Source organism: Sphingobium rhizovicinum (assembly GCF_042647625.1).
Lineage (GTDB): Bacteria > Pseudomonadota > Alphaproteobacteria > Sphingomonadales > Sphingomonadaceae > Sphingobium > Sphingobium rhizovicinum.
The window spans coordinates 1270165-1287403 of the sequence record NZ_JBHRVU010000004.1 but is presented as its reverse complement, the minus strand read 5'-3'; the positions used below and the strand labels follow the sequence as shown (position 1 = coordinate 1287403).

16 protein-coding genes are annotated in these 17239 nt (G+C 65.5%); 6 read left to right on the top strand and 10 right to left on the bottom strand.

The genetic code is table 11. The features are described 5' to 3' along the window. The first annotated feature begins 3 nt into the window (after positions 1-3). The gene (locus ACFOKF_RS07655; protein ID WP_380794610.1) at positions 4-1788 is read left to right on the top strand and encodes a cation:proton antiporter domain-containing protein; all 1785 of its coding nucleotides are present in this window, start codon (positions 4-6) and stop codon (positions 1786-1788) included. A gap of 27 nt (positions 1789-1815) precedes the next feature. On the opposite strand, the gene ACFOKF_RS07650 is transcribed toward ACFOKF_RS07655, so the two are convergent. The 4 genes from ACFOKF_RS07650 to ACFOKF_RS07635 form a co-directional block, all read right to left on the bottom strand. Further along, the gene (locus ACFOKF_RS07650) at positions 1816-2754 is read right to left on the bottom strand and encodes a glutaminase (protein ID WP_380794608.1); all 939 of its coding nucleotides are present in this window, start codon (positions 2752-2754) and stop codon (positions 1816-1818) included. A 126-nt stretch (positions 2755-2880) separates the two neighbouring features. Next, positions 2881-4233 carry an SPOR domain-containing protein gene (locus tag ACFOKF_RS07645; protein WP_380794605.1) on the bottom strand — a complete coding sequence of 451 codons (1353 nt, stop codon included), beginning with the start codon at positions 4231-4233 and terminating at the stop codon, positions 2881-2883. Between the two features lie 19 nt (positions 4234-4252). After that, the gene (locus tag ACFOKF_RS07640; protein ID WP_380794603.1) at positions 4253-4768 is read right to left on the bottom strand and encodes a hypothetical protein; all 516 of its coding nucleotides are present in this window, start codon (positions 4766-4768) and stop codon (positions 4253-4255) included. A 15-nt stretch (positions 4769-4783) separates the two neighbouring features. Next, positions 4784-5506 carry a ParA family protein gene (locus ACFOKF_RS07635; protein WP_298397447.1) on the bottom strand — a complete coding sequence of 241 codons (723 nt, stop codon included), beginning with the start codon at positions 5504-5506 and terminating at the stop codon, positions 4784-4786. 167 nt (positions 5507-5673) lie between these two features. Here ACFOKF_RS07635 and ACFOKF_RS07630 point away from each other — a divergent pair, with 167 nt between their 5' ends. Continuing rightward, positions 5674-6705, top strand: coding sequence for an SPOR domain-containing protein (locus ACFOKF_RS07630; protein ID WP_380794600.1), 1032 nt, complete (start codon positions 5674-5676; stop codon positions 6703-6705). Positions 6706-6709: 4 nt separating this feature from the next. Here the strand turns inward: ACFOKF_RS07630 and ACFOKF_RS07625 are convergent, their stop codons facing one another. Beyond that, positions 6710-7606 carry a LysR substrate-binding domain-containing protein gene (locus tag ACFOKF_RS07625; RefSeq protein WP_380794597.1) on the bottom strand — a complete coding sequence of 299 codons (897 nt, stop codon included), beginning with the start codon at positions 7604-7606 and terminating at the stop codon, positions 6710-6712. Positions 7607-7693: 87 nt separating this feature from the next. Here ACFOKF_RS07625 and ACFOKF_RS07620 point away from each other — a divergent pair, with 87 nt between their 5' ends. The 3 genes from ACFOKF_RS07620 to purU all read left to right on the top strand — a co-directional run bounded on the left by ACFOKF_RS07620 (position 7694) and on the right by purU (position 11037). Continuing rightward, positions 7694-8722 carry a 2-oxoadipate dioxygenase/decarboxylase family protein gene (locus ACFOKF_RS07620; RefSeq protein WP_380794595.1) on the top strand — a complete coding sequence of 343 codons (1029 nt, stop codon included), beginning with the start codon at positions 7694-7696 and terminating at the stop codon, positions 8720-8722. After that, a complete protein-coding gene (gene astD / locus ACFOKF_RS07615) occupies positions 8719-10128 on the top strand; it encodes a succinylglutamate-semialdehyde dehydrogenase (RefSeq protein ID WP_380794592.1) in 1410 nt (469 codons plus the stop codon). The genes ACFOKF_RS07620 and astD overlap by 4 nt, the downstream gene beginning before the upstream one ends. Positions 10129-10197: 69 nt before the next feature. Beyond that, positions 10198-11037 carry a formyltetrahydrofolate deformylase gene (purU, locus tag ACFOKF_RS07610; protein WP_380797708.1) on the top strand — a complete coding sequence of 280 codons (840 nt, stop codon included), beginning with the start codon at positions 10198-10200 and terminating at the stop codon, positions 11035-11037. A gap of 146 nt (positions 11038-11183) precedes the next feature. Here the strand turns inward: purU and ACFOKF_RS07605 are convergent, their stop codons facing one another. The 5 genes from ACFOKF_RS07605 to ACFOKF_RS07585 all read right to left on the bottom strand — a co-directional run bounded on the left by ACFOKF_RS07605 (position 11184) and on the right by ACFOKF_RS07585 (position 15808). Next, entirely contained in the window at positions 11184-11345 is a 162-nt protein-coding gene (locus ACFOKF_RS07605; RefSeq protein ID WP_380794590.1) for a hypothetical protein, read from the bottom strand. A gap of 745 nt (positions 11346-12090) precedes the next feature. Then, positions 12091-12306, bottom strand: a complete 216-nt coding sequence (locus ACFOKF_RS07600; protein ID WP_380794587.1) for a DUF2093 domain-containing protein — start codon at positions 12304-12306, stop codon at positions 12091-12093. Beyond that, positions 12306-13709: an NAD(P)H-dependent flavin oxidoreductase gene (locus ACFOKF_RS07595; RefSeq protein WP_380794585.1), complete on the bottom strand. Its 1404-nt coding sequence runs from the start codon at positions 13707-13709 to the stop codon at positions 12306-12308. The genes ACFOKF_RS07600 and ACFOKF_RS07595 overlap by 1 nt, the downstream gene beginning before the upstream one ends. A 91-nt stretch (positions 13710-13800) precedes the next feature. Next, the gene (locus ACFOKF_RS07590; protein ID WP_380794582.1) at positions 13801-14946 is read right to left on the bottom strand and encodes a glycosyltransferase; all 1146 of its coding nucleotides are present in this window, start codon (positions 14944-14946) and stop codon (positions 13801-13803) included. Beyond that, positions 14939-15808 (bottom strand): alpha/beta fold hydrolase, encoded by an 870-nt coding sequence (locus tag ACFOKF_RS07585; protein ID WP_380794580.1) that lies wholly within the window; start codon positions 15806-15808, stop codon positions 14939-14941. The genes ACFOKF_RS07590 and ACFOKF_RS07585 overlap by 8 nt, the downstream gene beginning before the upstream one ends. Positions 15809-15845: 37 nt before the next feature. Between ACFOKF_RS07585 and ACFOKF_RS07580 the strand changes: the two genes are divergently transcribed. Continuing rightward, positions 15846-17237, top strand: coding sequence for a protein adenylyltransferase SelO family protein (locus ACFOKF_RS07580; protein ID WP_380794577.1), 1392 nt, complete (start codon positions 15846-15848; stop codon positions 17235-17237). Positions 17238-17239 lie beyond the last annotated feature (2 nt).

Sequence of the window (17239 nt, the reverse complement as noted above, 5' to 3'; positions counted from 1 at the left end):
CGCATGGCCGGCGCAATCAATCCCCAAAGCTTCAGCGACTCCCTCGTCATCCTTGGCGCGGCGGGGCTGGTAATTCCCGGCTTTGCGCGCTTCCGCATCAGCCCGGTGATCGGTTTCATTCTGGTGGGGCTGGCGGTGGGGCCGGCGGGCCTTGGATCGCTGGTGGGGCAATATCCCTGGCTTTATCATGTCACCATTTCCAATCGCGAGGCGATCGAGCCGTTCGCGGAACTGGGCGTCATATTGCTGCTATTTTCGATCGGGCTGGAACTGAGTTTCCGCCGATTATGGACGATGCGCACGCAGGTGTTCGGCGTGGGCGCGGCCGAACTGATCGGCAGCGGACTGCTGATCGCGCTGGGCCTTTATCTGCTGGGTCAGCCGACGGCGGGCGCGATCGGCCTTGGCCTGGCGCTCGCCCTCTCCTCCACCGCCGTCGTGCTGCCGATGGTCGGCACACAGAGCGCGGTCGGGCGATCCGCCTTCTCCATGCTGCTGTTCGAGGATCTGGCGCTCGTCCCGATCATCTTCATGCTCGGCGCGCTGGCCCCCTCGGTCGCCGCCAGCCCGGAAGGTGCCTGGAACGAACTGGCCACCACATTGATGAAGGGCGGCGTCACCATTGCGGTGATGCTGGTGCTGGGCCGCATCGCCCTGCCCCATATGTTCAGTCAGGCGGCGCGCACCAAAAGCCCCGAAGTCTTTCTGGCCGCCAGCCTGCTGGTCGTCATCGTCTCCAGCCTCGCCACATCGATCGCGGGCCTGTCGCCGATCGTGGGCGCGCTGCTTGCCGGACTGCTGATCGCCGAGACGGACTATCATGGCGAGGTCGAGGTGATGACCGCCCCGTTCAAGGGGCTGGCGCTGGGCGTGTTCCTGATCACCGTGGGCATGAGCCTGGACATTCGCGTGATCCTGGCCAACTGGCCCAGCCTGTTGCTGGCGGTGCTGGGCGTGGTGCTGGCCAAGACGGTGGTGACGGCCGCGCTGCTCTATTTGTCGGGCGTGCGCAAGGGCGTGGCGCTGGAGGTCGGCGTGCTGATGTCCAGCCCATCCGAAACCACCCTGATCGTGCTGTCGGCGGCAGCGGCGGCCCAACTCATCCTGCCATCGACCGCCGCCTTCTGGCAGATCGTCACCGCCATCGGCCTTACCATCACGCCTTTGCTGGCGCGGATCGGCCATGACATTGCCCGGCGGCTGGAAATGGCGCTGGGCGAAGAGCGGGTCGAAACCGAACAGGAACAGACCGAAGCGGCGGCCGTCGTCATCGGCTTTGGCCGGGTCGGCCATATGATCTGTGACCTGCTCAAGACCCACAAGCAGCGCTTCATCGTCGTCGAATCGGACCCGGACGTCGTCGCGGAGGCGCGACGGCTGGGCTATCCGATCCTGTTCGGCGACGTTGCGCGGGCGGAAATGCTGGACAAGCTGCGCCTTGGCCATGCCCGCGCGCTCATTCTGACGATGGACGATCCGGTGCTGTCGGTGCGCGTGACCAAGCGGGTGCGCGGCTGGGTGCCCGACCTGCCGATCATCGCGCGCGCCCGCGACACTGATCATGCCGCCCAGCTTTATCAGGCCGGCGCAAGCGACGCGGTGCCCGAAACGCTGGAAAGCTCGCTGCAACTGGCGGAAACGGCGCTGGTCGATCTGGGCGTCGCCATGGGTCCGGTGATCGCCTCCATCCACCAGACGCGCGAAGATCTGCGCATGGGCATCAAGGAAGCGGCCCATCTGGACAAGGCGCCCAAGCTGCGCCGCCTGCGCCCCGACGAGGTCGGATAGGTTTTTTTTTGCGGCTAAACTGGCGCGTCAAAATTCCGGCGCGCTGAACACCGACCATCCGGTCGCTTCGGCCAGCATCTGCAACGCCTGCGTGCCCAACATTGAATTGCCATTGTCGTTCAGGCCGGGGCACCAGACGGCGATGGCGGCGCGGCCGGGCACGATCGCCAATATGCCGCCGCCGACGCCCGACTTGCCAGGGATGCCGACGCGGAAGGCGAAGTCGCCCGATGCGTCATAATGGCCGCAGGTCAGCATCAGCGCATTGATGCGCCGCGCGCGGCCGGGCGACACCACCCTGCCCCCGTCGGGATGCCGCCCGTCCAGCATCAGATAACGGCCGGCCAGCGCCAGTTGGCGGCAGCTCATCTCGATCGCGCATTGATGGAAATAGGTGCCCAGCACCAGATCGACCGGATGGCGCACATTGCCGAAGGCGCGCATATAATTGGCGAGCGCCATGTTGCGAAAGCCGGTCGTCGTTTCGGACGCGGCGACATCTTCATTGATGGCGATGCTGTCGTCGCCGCTCAGATAGCGGACGAAGCGCAGCATCTCGCCAATGGCGACGCGCGGCTGATGCCCGCCCAGATTGACGTCGGCGACCACGATCGCGCCGGCATTGATGAAGGGATTGCGCGGTATGCCATGTTCCTGCTCCAGCTGGACGATGGAGTTGAAGGCGTTGCCCGACGGTTCCCGCCCGACCCGCTGCCATAGCTGATCGCCCACCTTGCCCAGCGCCAGCGTCAGCGCGAACACCTTGGATATGGACTGGATCGAGAAGCTGGTGTCGGCGTCGCCCCCGGTCAGCATGCGTCCGTCGGCGGTGGCGATCGCGATACCGAACTGGGCCGGATCGACCTTCGCCAGTTCGGGGATATAGCTGGCGACCTGCCCGCGGTCCTCCGCTGCGCCCATGCGGGCGACGATGCTGTCGACAAGGGCGGAAAGATCAGGCGTCATCGCCAGCGTCATAAGCACGAAAGGCGCAAATGGCAGCAGCGAAATGCCGCCGCGCGCCCGGAAAAGAAGAAGCGCGCATGGCCCGGTGGCCTGCGCGCTTCAGTGGGGGCGCTTGGGAGCGTAAATTCAGCGCGAAGCGTATTGGCGGCCACGGCTGGCCACGGCCCAGCGTTGCGGCGTGGCGTTGGGCGCGCCTTCACGCACAAAGCACTGGCCATGCCTGGCCCGGATCGACCGGCAGGCGAGCGCAGCATCGGCACGGCTGGCAAAGCCGCTGACGGCGAGGCGATGATAGACCTTGCCATTGACGGTCGCCTGACTGGTCAGGACCGGGAAGGCCGCCAGTGCATCGCTGCGTCCCGCCATCCCCATATATTTTTCCTTGGCGACCGCCGCATTGTCATAGGCGCCAAGCTGGACCACCCAGTTGCTGGCGCCGCTGGCGACCGGCTTCAGGAAGGCGACCTGCTGCATCCGGGCGGCCGGAGCGGCCATGGACGGCCCCTTGACGCGGGCCTTTGCCGCGACCGGGCGGGCGTTATGATCCTCGATAATGAAATCGCGGGCGGCCACGCGAACCGGCGCGCGCGACGCCTTGATGACCGGCGCGGGCGCAGGATCGGCCTGCGCCATCTGGACGACCGGCTGGACGGCTTCAGCCTGCGCAGGTTCGGCCGGCAGAGGCGCCTGCGTCACCGGGGCGGCGGCGGCCATTTCGACCGGCGCGGCATTGGCGGGCGCGGCAAGCGCCAGCGCGACCGGCTGGCCCGGATCGCCCTGATTGATCGTGACGCCCATCAGCGCAGCAACGCGCATCGATGCCAGCGAAGGTTCGGCGATCTGCGCCCAGTCGGAAATGCGCTTGTTGGCGGCCAGCGGCTCCATGTCCATGCCGACAAGCATGCGCGCATCCTTCCAGCGGCCGGCCAGCGCATAGGCATAGGCCAGGTTCTGGCGCGTGCGGGCAGTGGCAGACGGGTCTTGAATGGCGGCGGACAGGATGCGCACGCCTTCGGCCGCGTCGCCCGCCATCGCCATCGCCAGGCCATAATCGGCAGCGGGAACGGTGTCGGCATGGTCGACCAGCAGGCTGCGCGCATCATCGCCGCGCCCCTGCGCGACATGCACCAGCGCTAGGCTGACGACGGTGCTGGCGTCGCTATTGCCCAGGTCCATCGCGTCCGACAGCGCCGTTTCCGCCGAAGCGAAACGGCCCGCCAGCACATAGGCGCGGCCCAATATCTGGCGATAGCCGGCATTTTGCGGCGCCAGCCGTACGGCCGCTTCGGCCGATTGCACGGCGGCTTCGGCATTGCGGCCGGCCAGCGCCTTTTCAGCGGCGGCGGCCAGCTTCGCCGGATCGCCCTTCTGCGGTACGGCGGCAGTCCGGGGATGGAAGGCCGCGCCGGTGCAACCGACCATAGTCGTCGCCACGATCAGCGAGGACAGCGCCGCCTTTCCGAAAGTCTTGCGGTTCATATCAATACCCACCCTTCATTCACTGGCCGTCGCGCATATGCGGCAGCTGCTGAGTCAGCCGGTCGATTTCCGGCAGGTCGTTGAGGAGATTGTCGAGCGCCTGCGTCACGATCTGCTGCGCCGACCGTCCGGTGACGGCGCAGGCAAGGCGCAGTTTCAAATGGCGTTCGCCGTCCAGCCGCAGCGTGAAGGCGGCCTTGCGTCCCTTGGCCACAGCCACCGCCAGCGGCGCGGGGGCCGGCGCAGTTTTGCCGGCGATCCGCCTGGCCAGCTTTTTGCGTTCGGTGACAACCGTCGGCTCCGGGGCCGTGACCGGCGCCATCGGGGTCAGGCCGATCAGCGCGACCGGCTCCTCGATCGGCTGGGGCGTCGGTTCGACGTCAAAGCCCATGTCGTTCCAGCCCAGATCATCCTGCTGCAACGCCGTCGCCGCCCGGCCAAAGCCAAGCATGGGGCGGCGCATGGCCGGCTGGGCCGCACCCTTGCGGGCGAGCAGGCCGGAAGTGAGCGATGCGAGCGGTTTGGGTTCGGCCATGATCCGGTTCCTCCCTTACTGGCCGATCACGCGACGGCCAAAGCCGCCGCCCGGTGAACGTGATGCGCCGATCGTGCCGACGCTGCCCTGCGGCACGGAAAAGACCGTGCGGCGGAAATTCTTTTCCAGCCGGTCCGAAACATAGGACCAGAGCGCCTCGACCTCCCCGGCGGAGCGTCCCTTGGGATCGACCTCCATCACGGTGCGGCCGTCGATCATCGACGCAGCGAAGTCGGTGCGGTGATGCAGCGTGACCGGCGCGACCGTGCCATGCTGCGACAGGGCGACGGCCGCTTCGGATGTGATGCGCGCCTTGGGCGTGGCGGCGTTAACCACGAAGATCAGCGGCTTGCCCGCGCGTTCGCACAGGTCGACGGTGGCACCCACGGCGCGCAGGTCATGCGGGCTGGGCCGGGTCGGCACGACGATCAGTTCAGCGACGGAAATGACGCTCTGGATCGCCATGGTGATGGCGGGCGGCGTATCTATGACGGCCAGTTTGAACCCCTGCTGGCGCAGCACTTCCAGGTCGGCGGCCAGCCGCGCCACGGTGGTCTGGGCAAAGGCGGGATATTCGGCCTCACGCTCGTTCCACCAATCGGCCAGCGACCCTTGCGGATCAATGTCGATCAACACCACGGGACCAGCCCCTGCCCGTTGCGCCTGCACCGCCAGATGACCGGACAAGGTCGTCTTGCCCGATCCGCCCTTTTGCGATGCCAATGCCAGAATCCGCACGCCCGTCCCCCAGAAAATCCAGTTCCGGCTGGAATGGCATGGCCGCGCCTAAAATTCGGTTAACTGCCCAAAATCCGCCACGGACAAAGCGCCGCCTGCGCTAACAACCCGTTAACCTTGTTTCGCCATAGACCTTTGGCAAACGCCATCTGTCAGGAGCATGGACTATGCAGGACAAACCCATTTGGGCGATCGCGGCCGTCGCCGCGCTGCTGGGCGCGGCTGCGCCCGCCATCGCCGATGTGAAGGCCGGGGTCGACGCCTGGCAACAGGGCGATTACGCCAAAGCCATCGCCGAATGGCGGCCGCTGGCCCAATCGGGCGATAGCGACGCGCAGTTCAACATGGGTCAGGCCTATAAGCTGGGGCGCGGCGTTCAGCCCGATCTCAACACTGCGCTCGACTGGTATCGGAAGGCCGCGCAGCAGGGGCATTTGCGCGCAGAGGATAATCTGGGCCTGCTGATGTTCCAGCAGGGCGATCGCGCCAACGCCATGCCCTATCTGCAACATGCCTCCGTCCGCGGGGAACCGCGCGCGCAATATATTGTCGGCACGGCGCTGTTTAACGGCGACATGATCGGCAAGGATTGGGTGCGCGCCTATGCGCTGATGACCCGCGCCGCCGCGTCGGGCCTGCCGCAGGCCAGCAGCAGCCTGGAGCAAATGGACAAATTCATCCCCGAAGATCAGCGCAAACAGGGTCTGGCTCTGGCGGCCAGCCTGGAAAAGAATGAAGGTAGCAGCGGCACGGCGCTGGCCGCCGCGCCGGCAAATCCCGCCCCGGTGCGCAGCGCGCCCTCGACCGTGCGCACCACGCAATTGCCACCCTCCATCGCCAGTGCGCCGCAACCTGCGCCGGCCAAGCCCGCTCCGGCAAAGCCGACACCGCCAAGGCCCGCGCCGCAGCTTGCGGCCGCAAAGCCGGCGCCCGCGCCCGTCCGCTCTGTCGCCGCACCGGCCGCTTCGGGCGGATGGCGCGTCCAGCTTGGCGCCTTTGGCGAAGAAGGCCGCGCCCGCACATTGTGGAGCCAGCTCACGAAAAAGGTCGGCGGCCTGTCCGCCTATCAACCCTATCTGGTGAAGGCCGGCACCGTCACCCGCCTGCAAGCCGGGCCGATCGGCAGCAGCGCCGACGCCAGCCGCCTGTGCGGCGCGATCAAGGCGGCCGGCGCGGATTGCATGCCCAAGAAAATGTGAGGGATCAGGCGCTGCGCGCCTGATCCAGCATCCAGTCGCGAAACTGCGCCAGCGGCCCCGCCAGCGCTTCGGGCGGATAGACGAGATAATAGCCCTGCTCGGTCGACATCGGCCGGGCGAAAGGAATGACCAATGTCCCCGCCTCCAGTTCAGGGCGGATAAGGAAGCTGGGGATCAGCGCCACGCCCGCCCCGGCGGCCGACGCCTGCGCCAGCATCAGAAAATGTTCGAAGGCCGGCCCCGGCGCCAGGCCCGCCGCATCCACCCCCGCCGCCGCCAGCCAGCGCGGCCAGGCGTCGCGCCGTGACGACTGGCTGAGCAGCGGCACATGCAGCAGGTCGGCGGGCGTGCGCAAGGGATGCGCCGCCAGCCAGTGCGGCGCGCAGACCGGCACCGCTTCTTCCCGGAACAGAAAATCCATCGCGACGCCCGGCCATTCCTGCGGAACACCGAAATGGACAGCTGCGTCGAAATCCTCATGCCCGAAATCGAACGGCTGGGATCGCGCCGCGAAATCGATCACCAGATCGGGATGCCGGGCGGTAAGCTGCGGCAGGCGCGGAGCGAGCCAGCGCATCCCGAAACTCGGCAAAGTCGCGATCCGCAGGGCGGTCTGGGTCGGCCGGGCGGACGCGCGCGCGGTGGCGCGGCGGATGCGATCGAGCGCGGGGAGCAAGTCTTCGGCATAGGCGCGACCGACATCGTTCAGGCGCACCCGCCGCCCGATGCGATCGAAAAGAGGCGTCTGGAGCATATCCTCCAGCTGCGCGATCTGCCGGCTGACCGCGCTTTGGGTCAGGCCGATTTCCTCTCCCGCGCGGGAAAAGCCGCCATGACGCACCGCCGCTTCGAACGCGGTCAGCGCATGCATGGGTGGCAGCCATTTGCGATTATCGCTCATTCCAAACTCGCATCAACAGATGACAGGTCGCCATTTTGAAAATCCTGCCTATCTTGGCATAAGGGCGTTGTCATCCCGGAGCATTTCATGTCGATTGAGAATATGGGTACGATAGAAAGACTGGTCCTCGCGACGCTGGGCGACGATGTCGCCCGGCAGACGCTGGACATGCTGACGATCGATGCTGCCCTGTTGGCGCAGAGCGGCGACACGGTTTCGCGCGCCGCTTTCGCCATGGCGATGAACGTCGCCCTGTTCGACGATCTGCTGCGCCGGGTGCCGAGCGGTGACGCCTATGTCGCGGACACGCTGGCGCGCGGGGGCAAGGTGCTGTTCGACCATGGCGCGCTCCGCTCGATCCGCTTTCCGCAAGGCCCGACGGGCGCGCTGCCGGCCGGCGAGGAGGCCTTCACCCGCATCTTCCTGCCGCTCGGCTATGAGATGGCGGCCATCTATCCGCTTGAGCGGCTGAAAATGACCGGGCGCGCCTATCGCCATGCCGACTTCCCCGAAGCGATCCCGCAATTCTTCCTGTCTGAGTTGCATGTCGATCGGTTCGACGCGGAATTTGCCGATGCCGCCGCCCGCATCTTCGGCACCAGTCGCGACCCGCTGACCGATCAGGCGAAAGCGGTGCTGGCGCACTATGCCGCCGGCGAACCTGTCTCCTTCGCGGACGCGGCGGCCGCGCTGCCGGTGATCCTCTCCGCTTTCGACCGGCAGCATGAACCGGCAAGTTTTGAGGATTATCAACTGCTCCTGTCCCGCTCCAACGAAGCGGCCTGGATCGCGACCGAAGGCAATGGCTTCAATCACGCGACCGACCGGGTGGCCGATGTTGCTGCACTGGCCCAGCGACTGAAGGACGAAGACCGGCCGATGAAGGAGAAGCTGGAAATTTCCGCCACTGGCCGCGTGCGCCAGACCGCCTTTCGCGCCGACAGCGTCGAACGCCCCTTTGCCGACGGAGAATGGCGCATGGTGCCCGGTTCCTTCTATGAATTTATCAGCCGCGACATCGACCCGGATACAGGCACACTCGACCTTGCCTTCGATACCGGCAACGCCACTGGCATCTTCGCCATGACCAGCGCCCAGCCGGGTGCGGCACGGTGAGCGCGGTGCTACAGTCCTTCGATCCGGCGTCACGCGAACTGGTCTGGGAAGGGGCAGTTGCGGGGGTGGACGATTGCAACCGCGCCATTACGACGGCCCGATCCGCCCTGCCCGGCTGGCGTGCGCTTGCTGTCGAGGATCGCATCGCCATTGCCCGCCGCTATGCCGAGATATTGGGCCTGCGCCGCGCCGGGCTGGCCGAACTTATTTCCCGCGAAACGGGCAAGCTGCTCTGGGAAAGCGACGCCGAAGTCGGATCGATGATCGCCAAGGTCGAAGTGTCGATCAAGGCCTATGGCGAACGCACCGGCGAACGCAGCGCCGACATGCCCTTTGGCCGCGCGGTGCTGCGCCATCGCGGCCATGGCGTGATGGCGGTGCTTGGCCCCTATAATTTCCCCGGCCATCTGCCCAACGGCCATATCGTCCCCGCCCTGATCGCCGGCAATGCGGTGGTGTTCAAACCGTCGGAAATCACCCCCGCCACCGGCGCGGCGATGGCCGACGCCTGGGAAGCCGCCGGCCTGCCCCATGGGTTGCTGACGGTAGTCCAGGGCGGCCGATCGACCGGCGAAGCGCTGGTCGCCGGCGATATTGACGGGCTGCTCTTTACCGGATCGGCCGGCGCAGGCGCAGCGCTGCGCCGAGCGCTGGTGGACCGGCCGCATGTCATCATGGCGCTGGAACTAGGCGGCAACAACCCGCTGATCGCCTGGGACTCTCCGGCAGAATCTGCATCGATCATCGTCAATTCCGCCTTCATCACCACCGGCCAGCGTTGTTCCTGCGCGCGCCGGCTGATCGTGCCGGAAGGCGCGACCGGCGACGCCATCGTGGAGGCGACCGCCGCGCTCGCCGCGCAACTTCCCATCGCCGCCTGGAACGAAGCGGGCAACGCCTTCATGGGACCGCTGGTGTCGGATCAGGCCGCCGCCGCCTCCCACCGCGCCGTCAGCGATCTGATCGCGCGCGGCGCAAAGGTCATTCGCCCGTTCGAGGGCGTGGAAGGCCGCAGCGCCGCTTTCGTCACCCCCGCCCTGCTGGACATGACCGGCGTGGAGGCGCCCGACGCGGAAATTTTCGCGCCGGTGCTGACCGTCATTCGCGTGGCCGATTTCGATGCGGCGATCGCGGCGGCCAACGCCACCAGCTTTGGCCTGTCCGCCGGCCTCATTTCCCAGGACGAAGCGCTGTGGCGGCGCGTGGTGGAGGAAAGCCGCGCGGGCGTGGTCAATCGGAACAGGCCGACCACTGGCGCGGCGGGCAATATGCCCTTTGGCGGCCTTGGCGCATCGGGCAATCACCGGCCCAGCGCCTATTATGCCGCCGACTATTGCGCCTATCCGATCGCCAGTTTCGAAGCGGACGGCGTTTCGGCCGTGCCGGTTAATGGGTTGAACAGCTAAAGCGCTTAGGGCAACGGCGTGCCATCATTATCGGAGGGGTCGTTGTCCAATCCTGTCATTCCATCCTGGGTGCTGACGCTGGTTTGCGCCGATCGCGTCGGCATCGTCGCGGCGGTCAGCCAGTTTCTGGCGGAGCGCGGCGGCTTCATCACTGACAGCCAGCAATATGCCGACCGGGAAGCCGACCTGTTCTTCATGCGCGTCGCGTTCGAAGCGACCGATGACCGGATGCATGACACGGACGGGCTGCGCGCCGATTTTGCCGCCATCGGCGAAGAGTTCGCCATGGACTGGTCGCTGACCGCCGCCAGCCATCGCCCGCGCATGCTGATCGCTGTGTCAAAGGGATCGCATTGTCTGGCCGACCTGCTGCACCGCTGGCAGACGGGCATGCTGGCGGTCGACATCATGGGCGTGGTGTCCAACCATCCCGACATGCGCCGCATCACCGAATGGCATGGCATCCCCTATCATGAGCTGCCCGCCAATGGCGACAAGGCGGCGCAGGAAGCCGCGCTGATCGATATTTTCGACCGCAGCCGATCCGACTATCTGATCCTCGCCCGCTATATGCAGGTGCTTTCGGAGGATCTGGTGGCGCGGATGGCCGGGCGCTGCATCAACATCCATCACAGCTTCCTGCCGGGCTTCAAGGGCGCCCGCCCCTATCACCGCGCGCATGAACGCGGGGTCAAGCTGATCGGCGCGACCGCCCATTTCGTGACGGCGGACCTCGACGAAGGGCCGATCATCGAACAGGCGGTCGAACGTGTCGACCATCGCGCCACCGCCGACGACATGATCCGCATCGGCCGCGACATAGAGGCGCAGGTGCTGGCCCGCGCGGTCGGCTGGATCGCCGACCGGCGCGTGCTGATCAATGGCGGCAAGACGGTGGTGTTCCGGTAACAGCCCATTGGCTCGGAGCGAACGGTACTGAAGCGTCGTGCTTTAAATCCGCAACGCATCCGTTCGGTTCGAGCTTGTCGAGAACCTTCGCACCAGCTTCTCGACTTCGCTCGAAGCGAACGGATCAGATCAGGGCGCGCCGTGTGTCATAGCCCCAACCGCGCCCAGAAATCATCCGCTGCAATAGGTGCCGGCGTGCTGGCGACCGGCTTGTGATCGGCGCGGGTCCAGCTGCTGTGGGGGATGTAGATATGCTGCGCCTTCTGGACATGGCGTTGCAGGCGCGCGCGCGTGGTCGTGCGGGTCATCGTCTTCTCCTTTTCAAGGGAACACGAAACCTGGCGTGGTCGCTTCGGCACCGTGCGCTTTAGCCGTTGGTGACGCGGAGCAAGCTGACATCCTTCAAAAGCCGCGGAGCGTTAAGCTCGCCACTTTATCTATCGATTAAATTGAGAATGTCGAAATAGCTTTGCTTGTCCCCGGTGGCAGATGCGCTTGGGACGACCTGCCCAGGATAGCCCATCCAGCCTTACGGCAAGATACTCTCCCTTTTGATTTCATTCAGGAGAGGATCGGTATGTGCGGAGCGATCGGGTGATCTTCCTGGCGCCAGCCCCGCCTGCACACTGATCGTCACGGAACAGCGACATGCACAAGCCATCATATGGCTGAACAGGCAGAGCGGGTCTGTGCGAAAATAAAGCTGCCGGAGCGCAGGCCAGAACGGCTGCGCAACGCCCCTATAACAGAGGACGTACAGACCGATCAGAAGATCGTGCTGTAGAGGAACCAGCCCACGATCAGCAGGCTCGACACGATGCAGATACGATCACCAAAGACGTCAATGCGAGACATCAACAACATCCTTCCACCATCAGCGATCTTTGTCGCTTCGATGAAAAGACTACATCAGTTTTTACCAAATCGGAATAGCAAAGTTGCGCCAGGCCGCCCCATTGAAGCGCTGAACCGATGTTCCATGCCTCTTGAAAGCCTCTTTGCCTGTTTTAGCGATCATCCTGCGCGGGCCGGAGGCTGCGACAGGCCGGAACCCTACCGGAAATCCGGCCCCCGATGCTTCAGGAAGGACTGAGTCGCCTCGTCCGCGCCACGATAGGCTTCCTGAAACTCGGCGCTCCAATATTTAAGGTCATGGAGGTCGATCCGTGCGCCCGAAACGGCACAGAGCACGAACTGCCCCGGCCGCACGATGTCGAAATCCGCGGCGCCATAATGCAGCACAGCCGGCCCCTGAATGTCCGCGGCCATCAGTCGCCCGTCAATATGCGGTCGACCAGCTGCTTTACGGTCGGCACGAACCCGTTCGAATAGAAGGGGTCCTGCTTGAACCGATAGGCGGCATGGCCGGCGAACAGCAGATTCTTGTTCAGGTCGCCGCCATGGACCGATTCCTGCAACGACTTCTGGATGCAGAAGCTGCGCGGATCGGCCAGACGCCCGGTCGAGTTGGTTTCGCTGTCCATCCAGCTGGAAAAGCTGCACTGTGACAGGCAGCCCATACAGTCGGTCTGGTCCTTTCGGATTTCCGCCTTCTCTTCTTCGGTCACGAAGACGAGCGTATTGTCCGGCGTCTTGAGCGCGGAGGTGAAGCCGGCGCCGAACCATTCGCGCGCGCGGGTCAGATCACCCAGCGTCACCCAGAAATTCTTGCCCTTCACGCCCACGTCCAGCTGATGCGTGTGATCGCCCGCCTGTTCGGTGCTGAAGGGGATCTGCCGGTCCGACCGCGCTTCGAGCGAGCGCAGGAAGGGGTTGCGGATCGCCGAGCTGTAAAAGCCGGTGGGCGAGAATTTGTGCAGCAGCACATCGCCCGGCTCCAGTTGCATCAGCCGGTCCTTCCAGTCCTGCGGGATCGGGCTTTCCTGCGTCAACAGCGGGCGGGTGCCGAACTGGAACATGATCGATCCCAGTTCCGGATTGTCGATCCAGTCGTTCCAGTCCTTGAGCGCCCAGACGCCGCCGGCCATCACGATCGGCACATCGTCCGAAATGCCGCCTTCGCGCATCGTGGCGCGCAGGTCGCGCACGCGGGGATAGGGATCCTGCGGCGCGCGCGGATCTTCCGCATTGGACAGGCCATTATGGCCGCCTGCCAGCCAGGGATCTTCATAGACCACCGCCGCCAGCCATTCCGACGCCTTGGAGTAAGCGCGTTTCCACAGCGCGCGGAACGCACGGCCGGAGGAAACGATCGGCAGATAGCTGACATTGTAGGAGGCGGCGATTTCGCTGAGCTTATAGGGCATGCCCGCGCCGCAGGTGACGCCCGCCACCATGCCACGCGTCTTTTCCAGAACGCCGTGCAGCACCCGCTGCGCACCGCCCATTTCCCAAAGCACGTTGATGTTGATCGCGCCCTTCCCGCCGGCGATTTCGAACGCGCGCTTCACCTGTTCGACGGCGCCGTCGATGGCGTAGGCAATCAGTTCCTCATGCCGGTCGCGGCGGGTGCGGCCGTGATAGATTTGGGGGATGACGTTGCCAAAGCTGTCATAGCTGTCGGCATTGACCGCCGAAACCGTGCCGATGCCGCCGGCCGCCGCCCAGGCGCCCGAACTGCTGTGGTTGGATACGGCAACGCCCTTGCCACCTTCGACTATCGGCCAGACTTCGCGGCCACCATAGACGATGGGCTTCAACCCCTTGAACAACGACATCTCCTGCACAAACGCCCGGCCCCCTCGACCGGGTAAAAAGCAACCCTATAGCAGCTTTGGCTGTCTATGACGAATTTCGCGCGCCCTAGCGCAAAATCATGGGGCTGGCCAGAGCCTCCCCATAAAGGCGCGCATAGGCGTTTACCATGTCTTCCTGCGCATAATCGCGCTGCGCCCGCTGGCGGTTGGCGTCGCCCAGACGGGCGCGCAGATCGGCGTCGGCCGCCAGCACCCCCAACGCGTCGGCCAGCCCAGCCTCGTCCGGCACGACGAAGGGCCGATTGTCCGGCGCGACCATGTTGGCGACATCGCCCACATCCATGGAAGCTGCCGGCACGCCCGCCGCCATCGCCTCCACCAGCGAGATCGGAAATTGCTCGCTGTCCGACGACAGCGCAAAAATGTCGAACAGGCCGACGAAGCGCCAGGGCCGATCCATGAAGCCGGCCATATGGATGTCATCCAGCCCATGCGCGGCGGCCTCCGCCAGGATCGCGTCGCGCTCCGGCCCTTCGCCCACCACCACCAGTTGCAGCCTGTCCTTATGCGCGGCGACGGCGCGGACGAGGCGCGGAATATTCTTGACCGCGCGCAGGCCCGCCAGCGTGCCGACCAGCAGCTTGCCGGGCGACCGGACGAGGCCGGGAATCGCATCGGGCGCGGGCGGCATGGCATAGCGCGGAATATCGATGCCGTTGCGGATCAGATGCACCTTGCCAGCCGGCTGCTTCCACACGGTGCGGGCAATCCCCTCCAGCCGCACCGAAGGCACGACCATCCCATGTGCGCGCTGGAGCGCGACGCGGCGGAACAGGTTGCGCTTGGTCTTGAGGCCATTGGCCTCATCCGCGTTGAAGCCATCCTCATGATGGATCAGCGGCGGCAGACCGGCGGATGGCGCCGCCAGCCGATGCGCCATCACCGCGTCCATCGATCCCCAATTATAGGTGAGGATCAGGTCGAATTGTTTGAGGAACGCCCTGATCTCGCGATAGCGGGCCAGTCCCGGCTTGCCGGCGAAGGAAGGACCGTCAGGATAGTCCACAGCGACCGCCGGGTCGATCGCGGCGCGCGCACCCATGGCATCCGGGTCGGCGCTGACGATGCTGTGCCGCGCCTTGTCGCCCCAGATGTTCATCAACTGGATCGCACGCGCTTCCTTGCCGCCCAGCGAAAAGCTGCCATGGACATGCAGGATATGGGGCCGCCCCCTGCCCGGCTCCTCAGCCATGCAGCACGCGCGTCAGCAGCCTGTCGATCGCGATGGCGCTTTCCGGCTCATCCAGCGCCGGGGCATGGCCGACATTGGGGATGGTCGCCAGTTCCGCGCTCTCGCCCATGTCGCGCACCATGCGGTCGGCCGTCGGCGCGCTCAGCAGGTCGGATCGTTCGCCCCGCAGCAGCAGCGTCGGGATGCCGCGAAACGCCTGCATCACCGGCCACATGTCGACGCCCGCTTCGCTGCCCATGGCGCGGATCGGCTCGGCGATCTTCATGTCATAATCCAGCACGACGCGCCCGCCGCTGTTCAGGCGATACAGGCGCTTGGCCATGGCCAGCCATTGTTCCAGATCATAGCCGGGATAGACGTCTTCATTGGCTTCCGCGAGCGCACGGGCGGCATGGACCCAGGTCGGATGCGACTGGCCAACGCCGACATAGGATCGGATGCGCGCCAGCCCGCCTTCGTCCAGCACCGGCCCCACATCGTTCAGCAAGGCGCCCGCCAGCCATTCCTTGTGCGTGGCGGCGATCAGCATGGTGATGATGCCGCCCAGCGACGTGCCGATCGCCACGAAGCGGGGAATCGCCAGGTCCGCGAGCAGCCGGCCAATGTCCTGAAAATAGGTCAGCGGGACGTAGGTCATCGCGTCTTTGGCATAAGCGCTTTCGGCGCGCCCGCGCAGGTCCGGGCAGATCAGCCGCCATTCACCCGCCAGCCTGCCGGCCAGCGGCTCGAAATCGCGCGCATTGCGGGTCAGTCCCGGCAGGCAGAGCAAGGGCGGACGCCCGTCCTCCCCGCCGGCATAATCCCGATAATGGAGCCGCAGCCCATCGGGTGACCACCAATATCCGTCTTTGTAGCCGGTCAAGCTTGATCCTTCCGCCCTGCTCCCCCCATATCGCCGCATGAGCCAGACGCCGCAAGCCGCCAATTATCGTCCCGCGACCGAAATCGACACGCTGATGCCCGACATTGGCGATCCGGTGACGGCGGCGGACTTCCCGCAAACCCTATTGCGCTATCGCAACGATCGGGCGGCCGCTTCGGTCGGGCTGGCAGGGCTGAGCGATGACGCATGGGTCGCGCATTTCGGCCGCTTTGCGCCGCTGGAGGGGAATCTGCCCCGGCCGCTGGCGCTGCGCTATCATGGCCATCAGTTCCGCCATTATAATCCCGACATTGGCGACGGACGCGGTTTCCTGTTCGCACAATTGCGCGACGATCGCGGCCGCCTGCTGGATCTGGGCACCAAGGGATCGGGTCAAACCCCCTATAGCCGCTTTGGCGACGGACGGCTGACGCTGAAGGGCGGCGTGCGCGAGATATTGGCGACCGAAATGCTGGAGGCGCTGGGCGTCAACACATCGAAAACCTTCTCCATCATCGAAACCGGCGAAGCGCTGGAGCGCAATGACGAACCCTCCCCCACGCGCGGGGCGGCGATGGTGCGCCTCAGCCACTCGCACATCCGCATCGGCACCTTCCAGCGGGCCGCTTTCCATGACGACAATCCGCTGCTGGAGCGACTGACCGACTATGCGCTGACGCGCCTGTACGCAGAAACGCCGGGCGACAATCCGCCCGCGCAATTGCTGGGCCGGGTGGTGGAGCGCACCGCCGATCTGGCCGCCAGCTATATGGTGGCGGGCTTCGTCCATGGCGTGCTCAACAGCGACAATATCAATGTGACGGGCGAGAGTTTCGATTATGGTCCCTGGCGCTTCACGCCCCTGTGGGACGCAAATTTCACCGCTGCCTATTTCGACCATAATGGTCTCTATGCCTTCGGCCGTCAGGCCGAGGCGATCCACTGGGATGTCGCGCAACTGGCGGTGTCGCTGCGCCCGCTGACCGAAGCGCCACCGCTGATCGAGCAACTGGAGCGCTTTCCTACTCTCTATGCCGAGGCGATGCAGCGCCGTTTCTGCTGGCGGCTGGGCGTGGAGCCTATGGGCGACTCCAGCGCAATGATCGAGGCGGCGGTGCACGGCATGGTGACGACCGGCACGCAGATCGACCGCTTCTTCCACGACTGGCGCGGCGGCGCGCCGCGCGAGGGCGCCGCCTATGCCGACGCCGCCTGGGCGCCCTTGCGCGAAGCGATCGCCGGATTTACGGCCGCGCCGGGCGCACGGGACCACGCCTATTGGACCGATGACGCGCCCTGCTCCATGCATATCGAGGAAGTCGAAGCGATCTGGAGCGCGATCGACCAGAAGGATGACTGGACGCCGCTCCACGCCAAAGTCGCCGCCATCCGGCGGATGGGGGAAGCGTTGGGGGCGATTGCGGCCTGAAC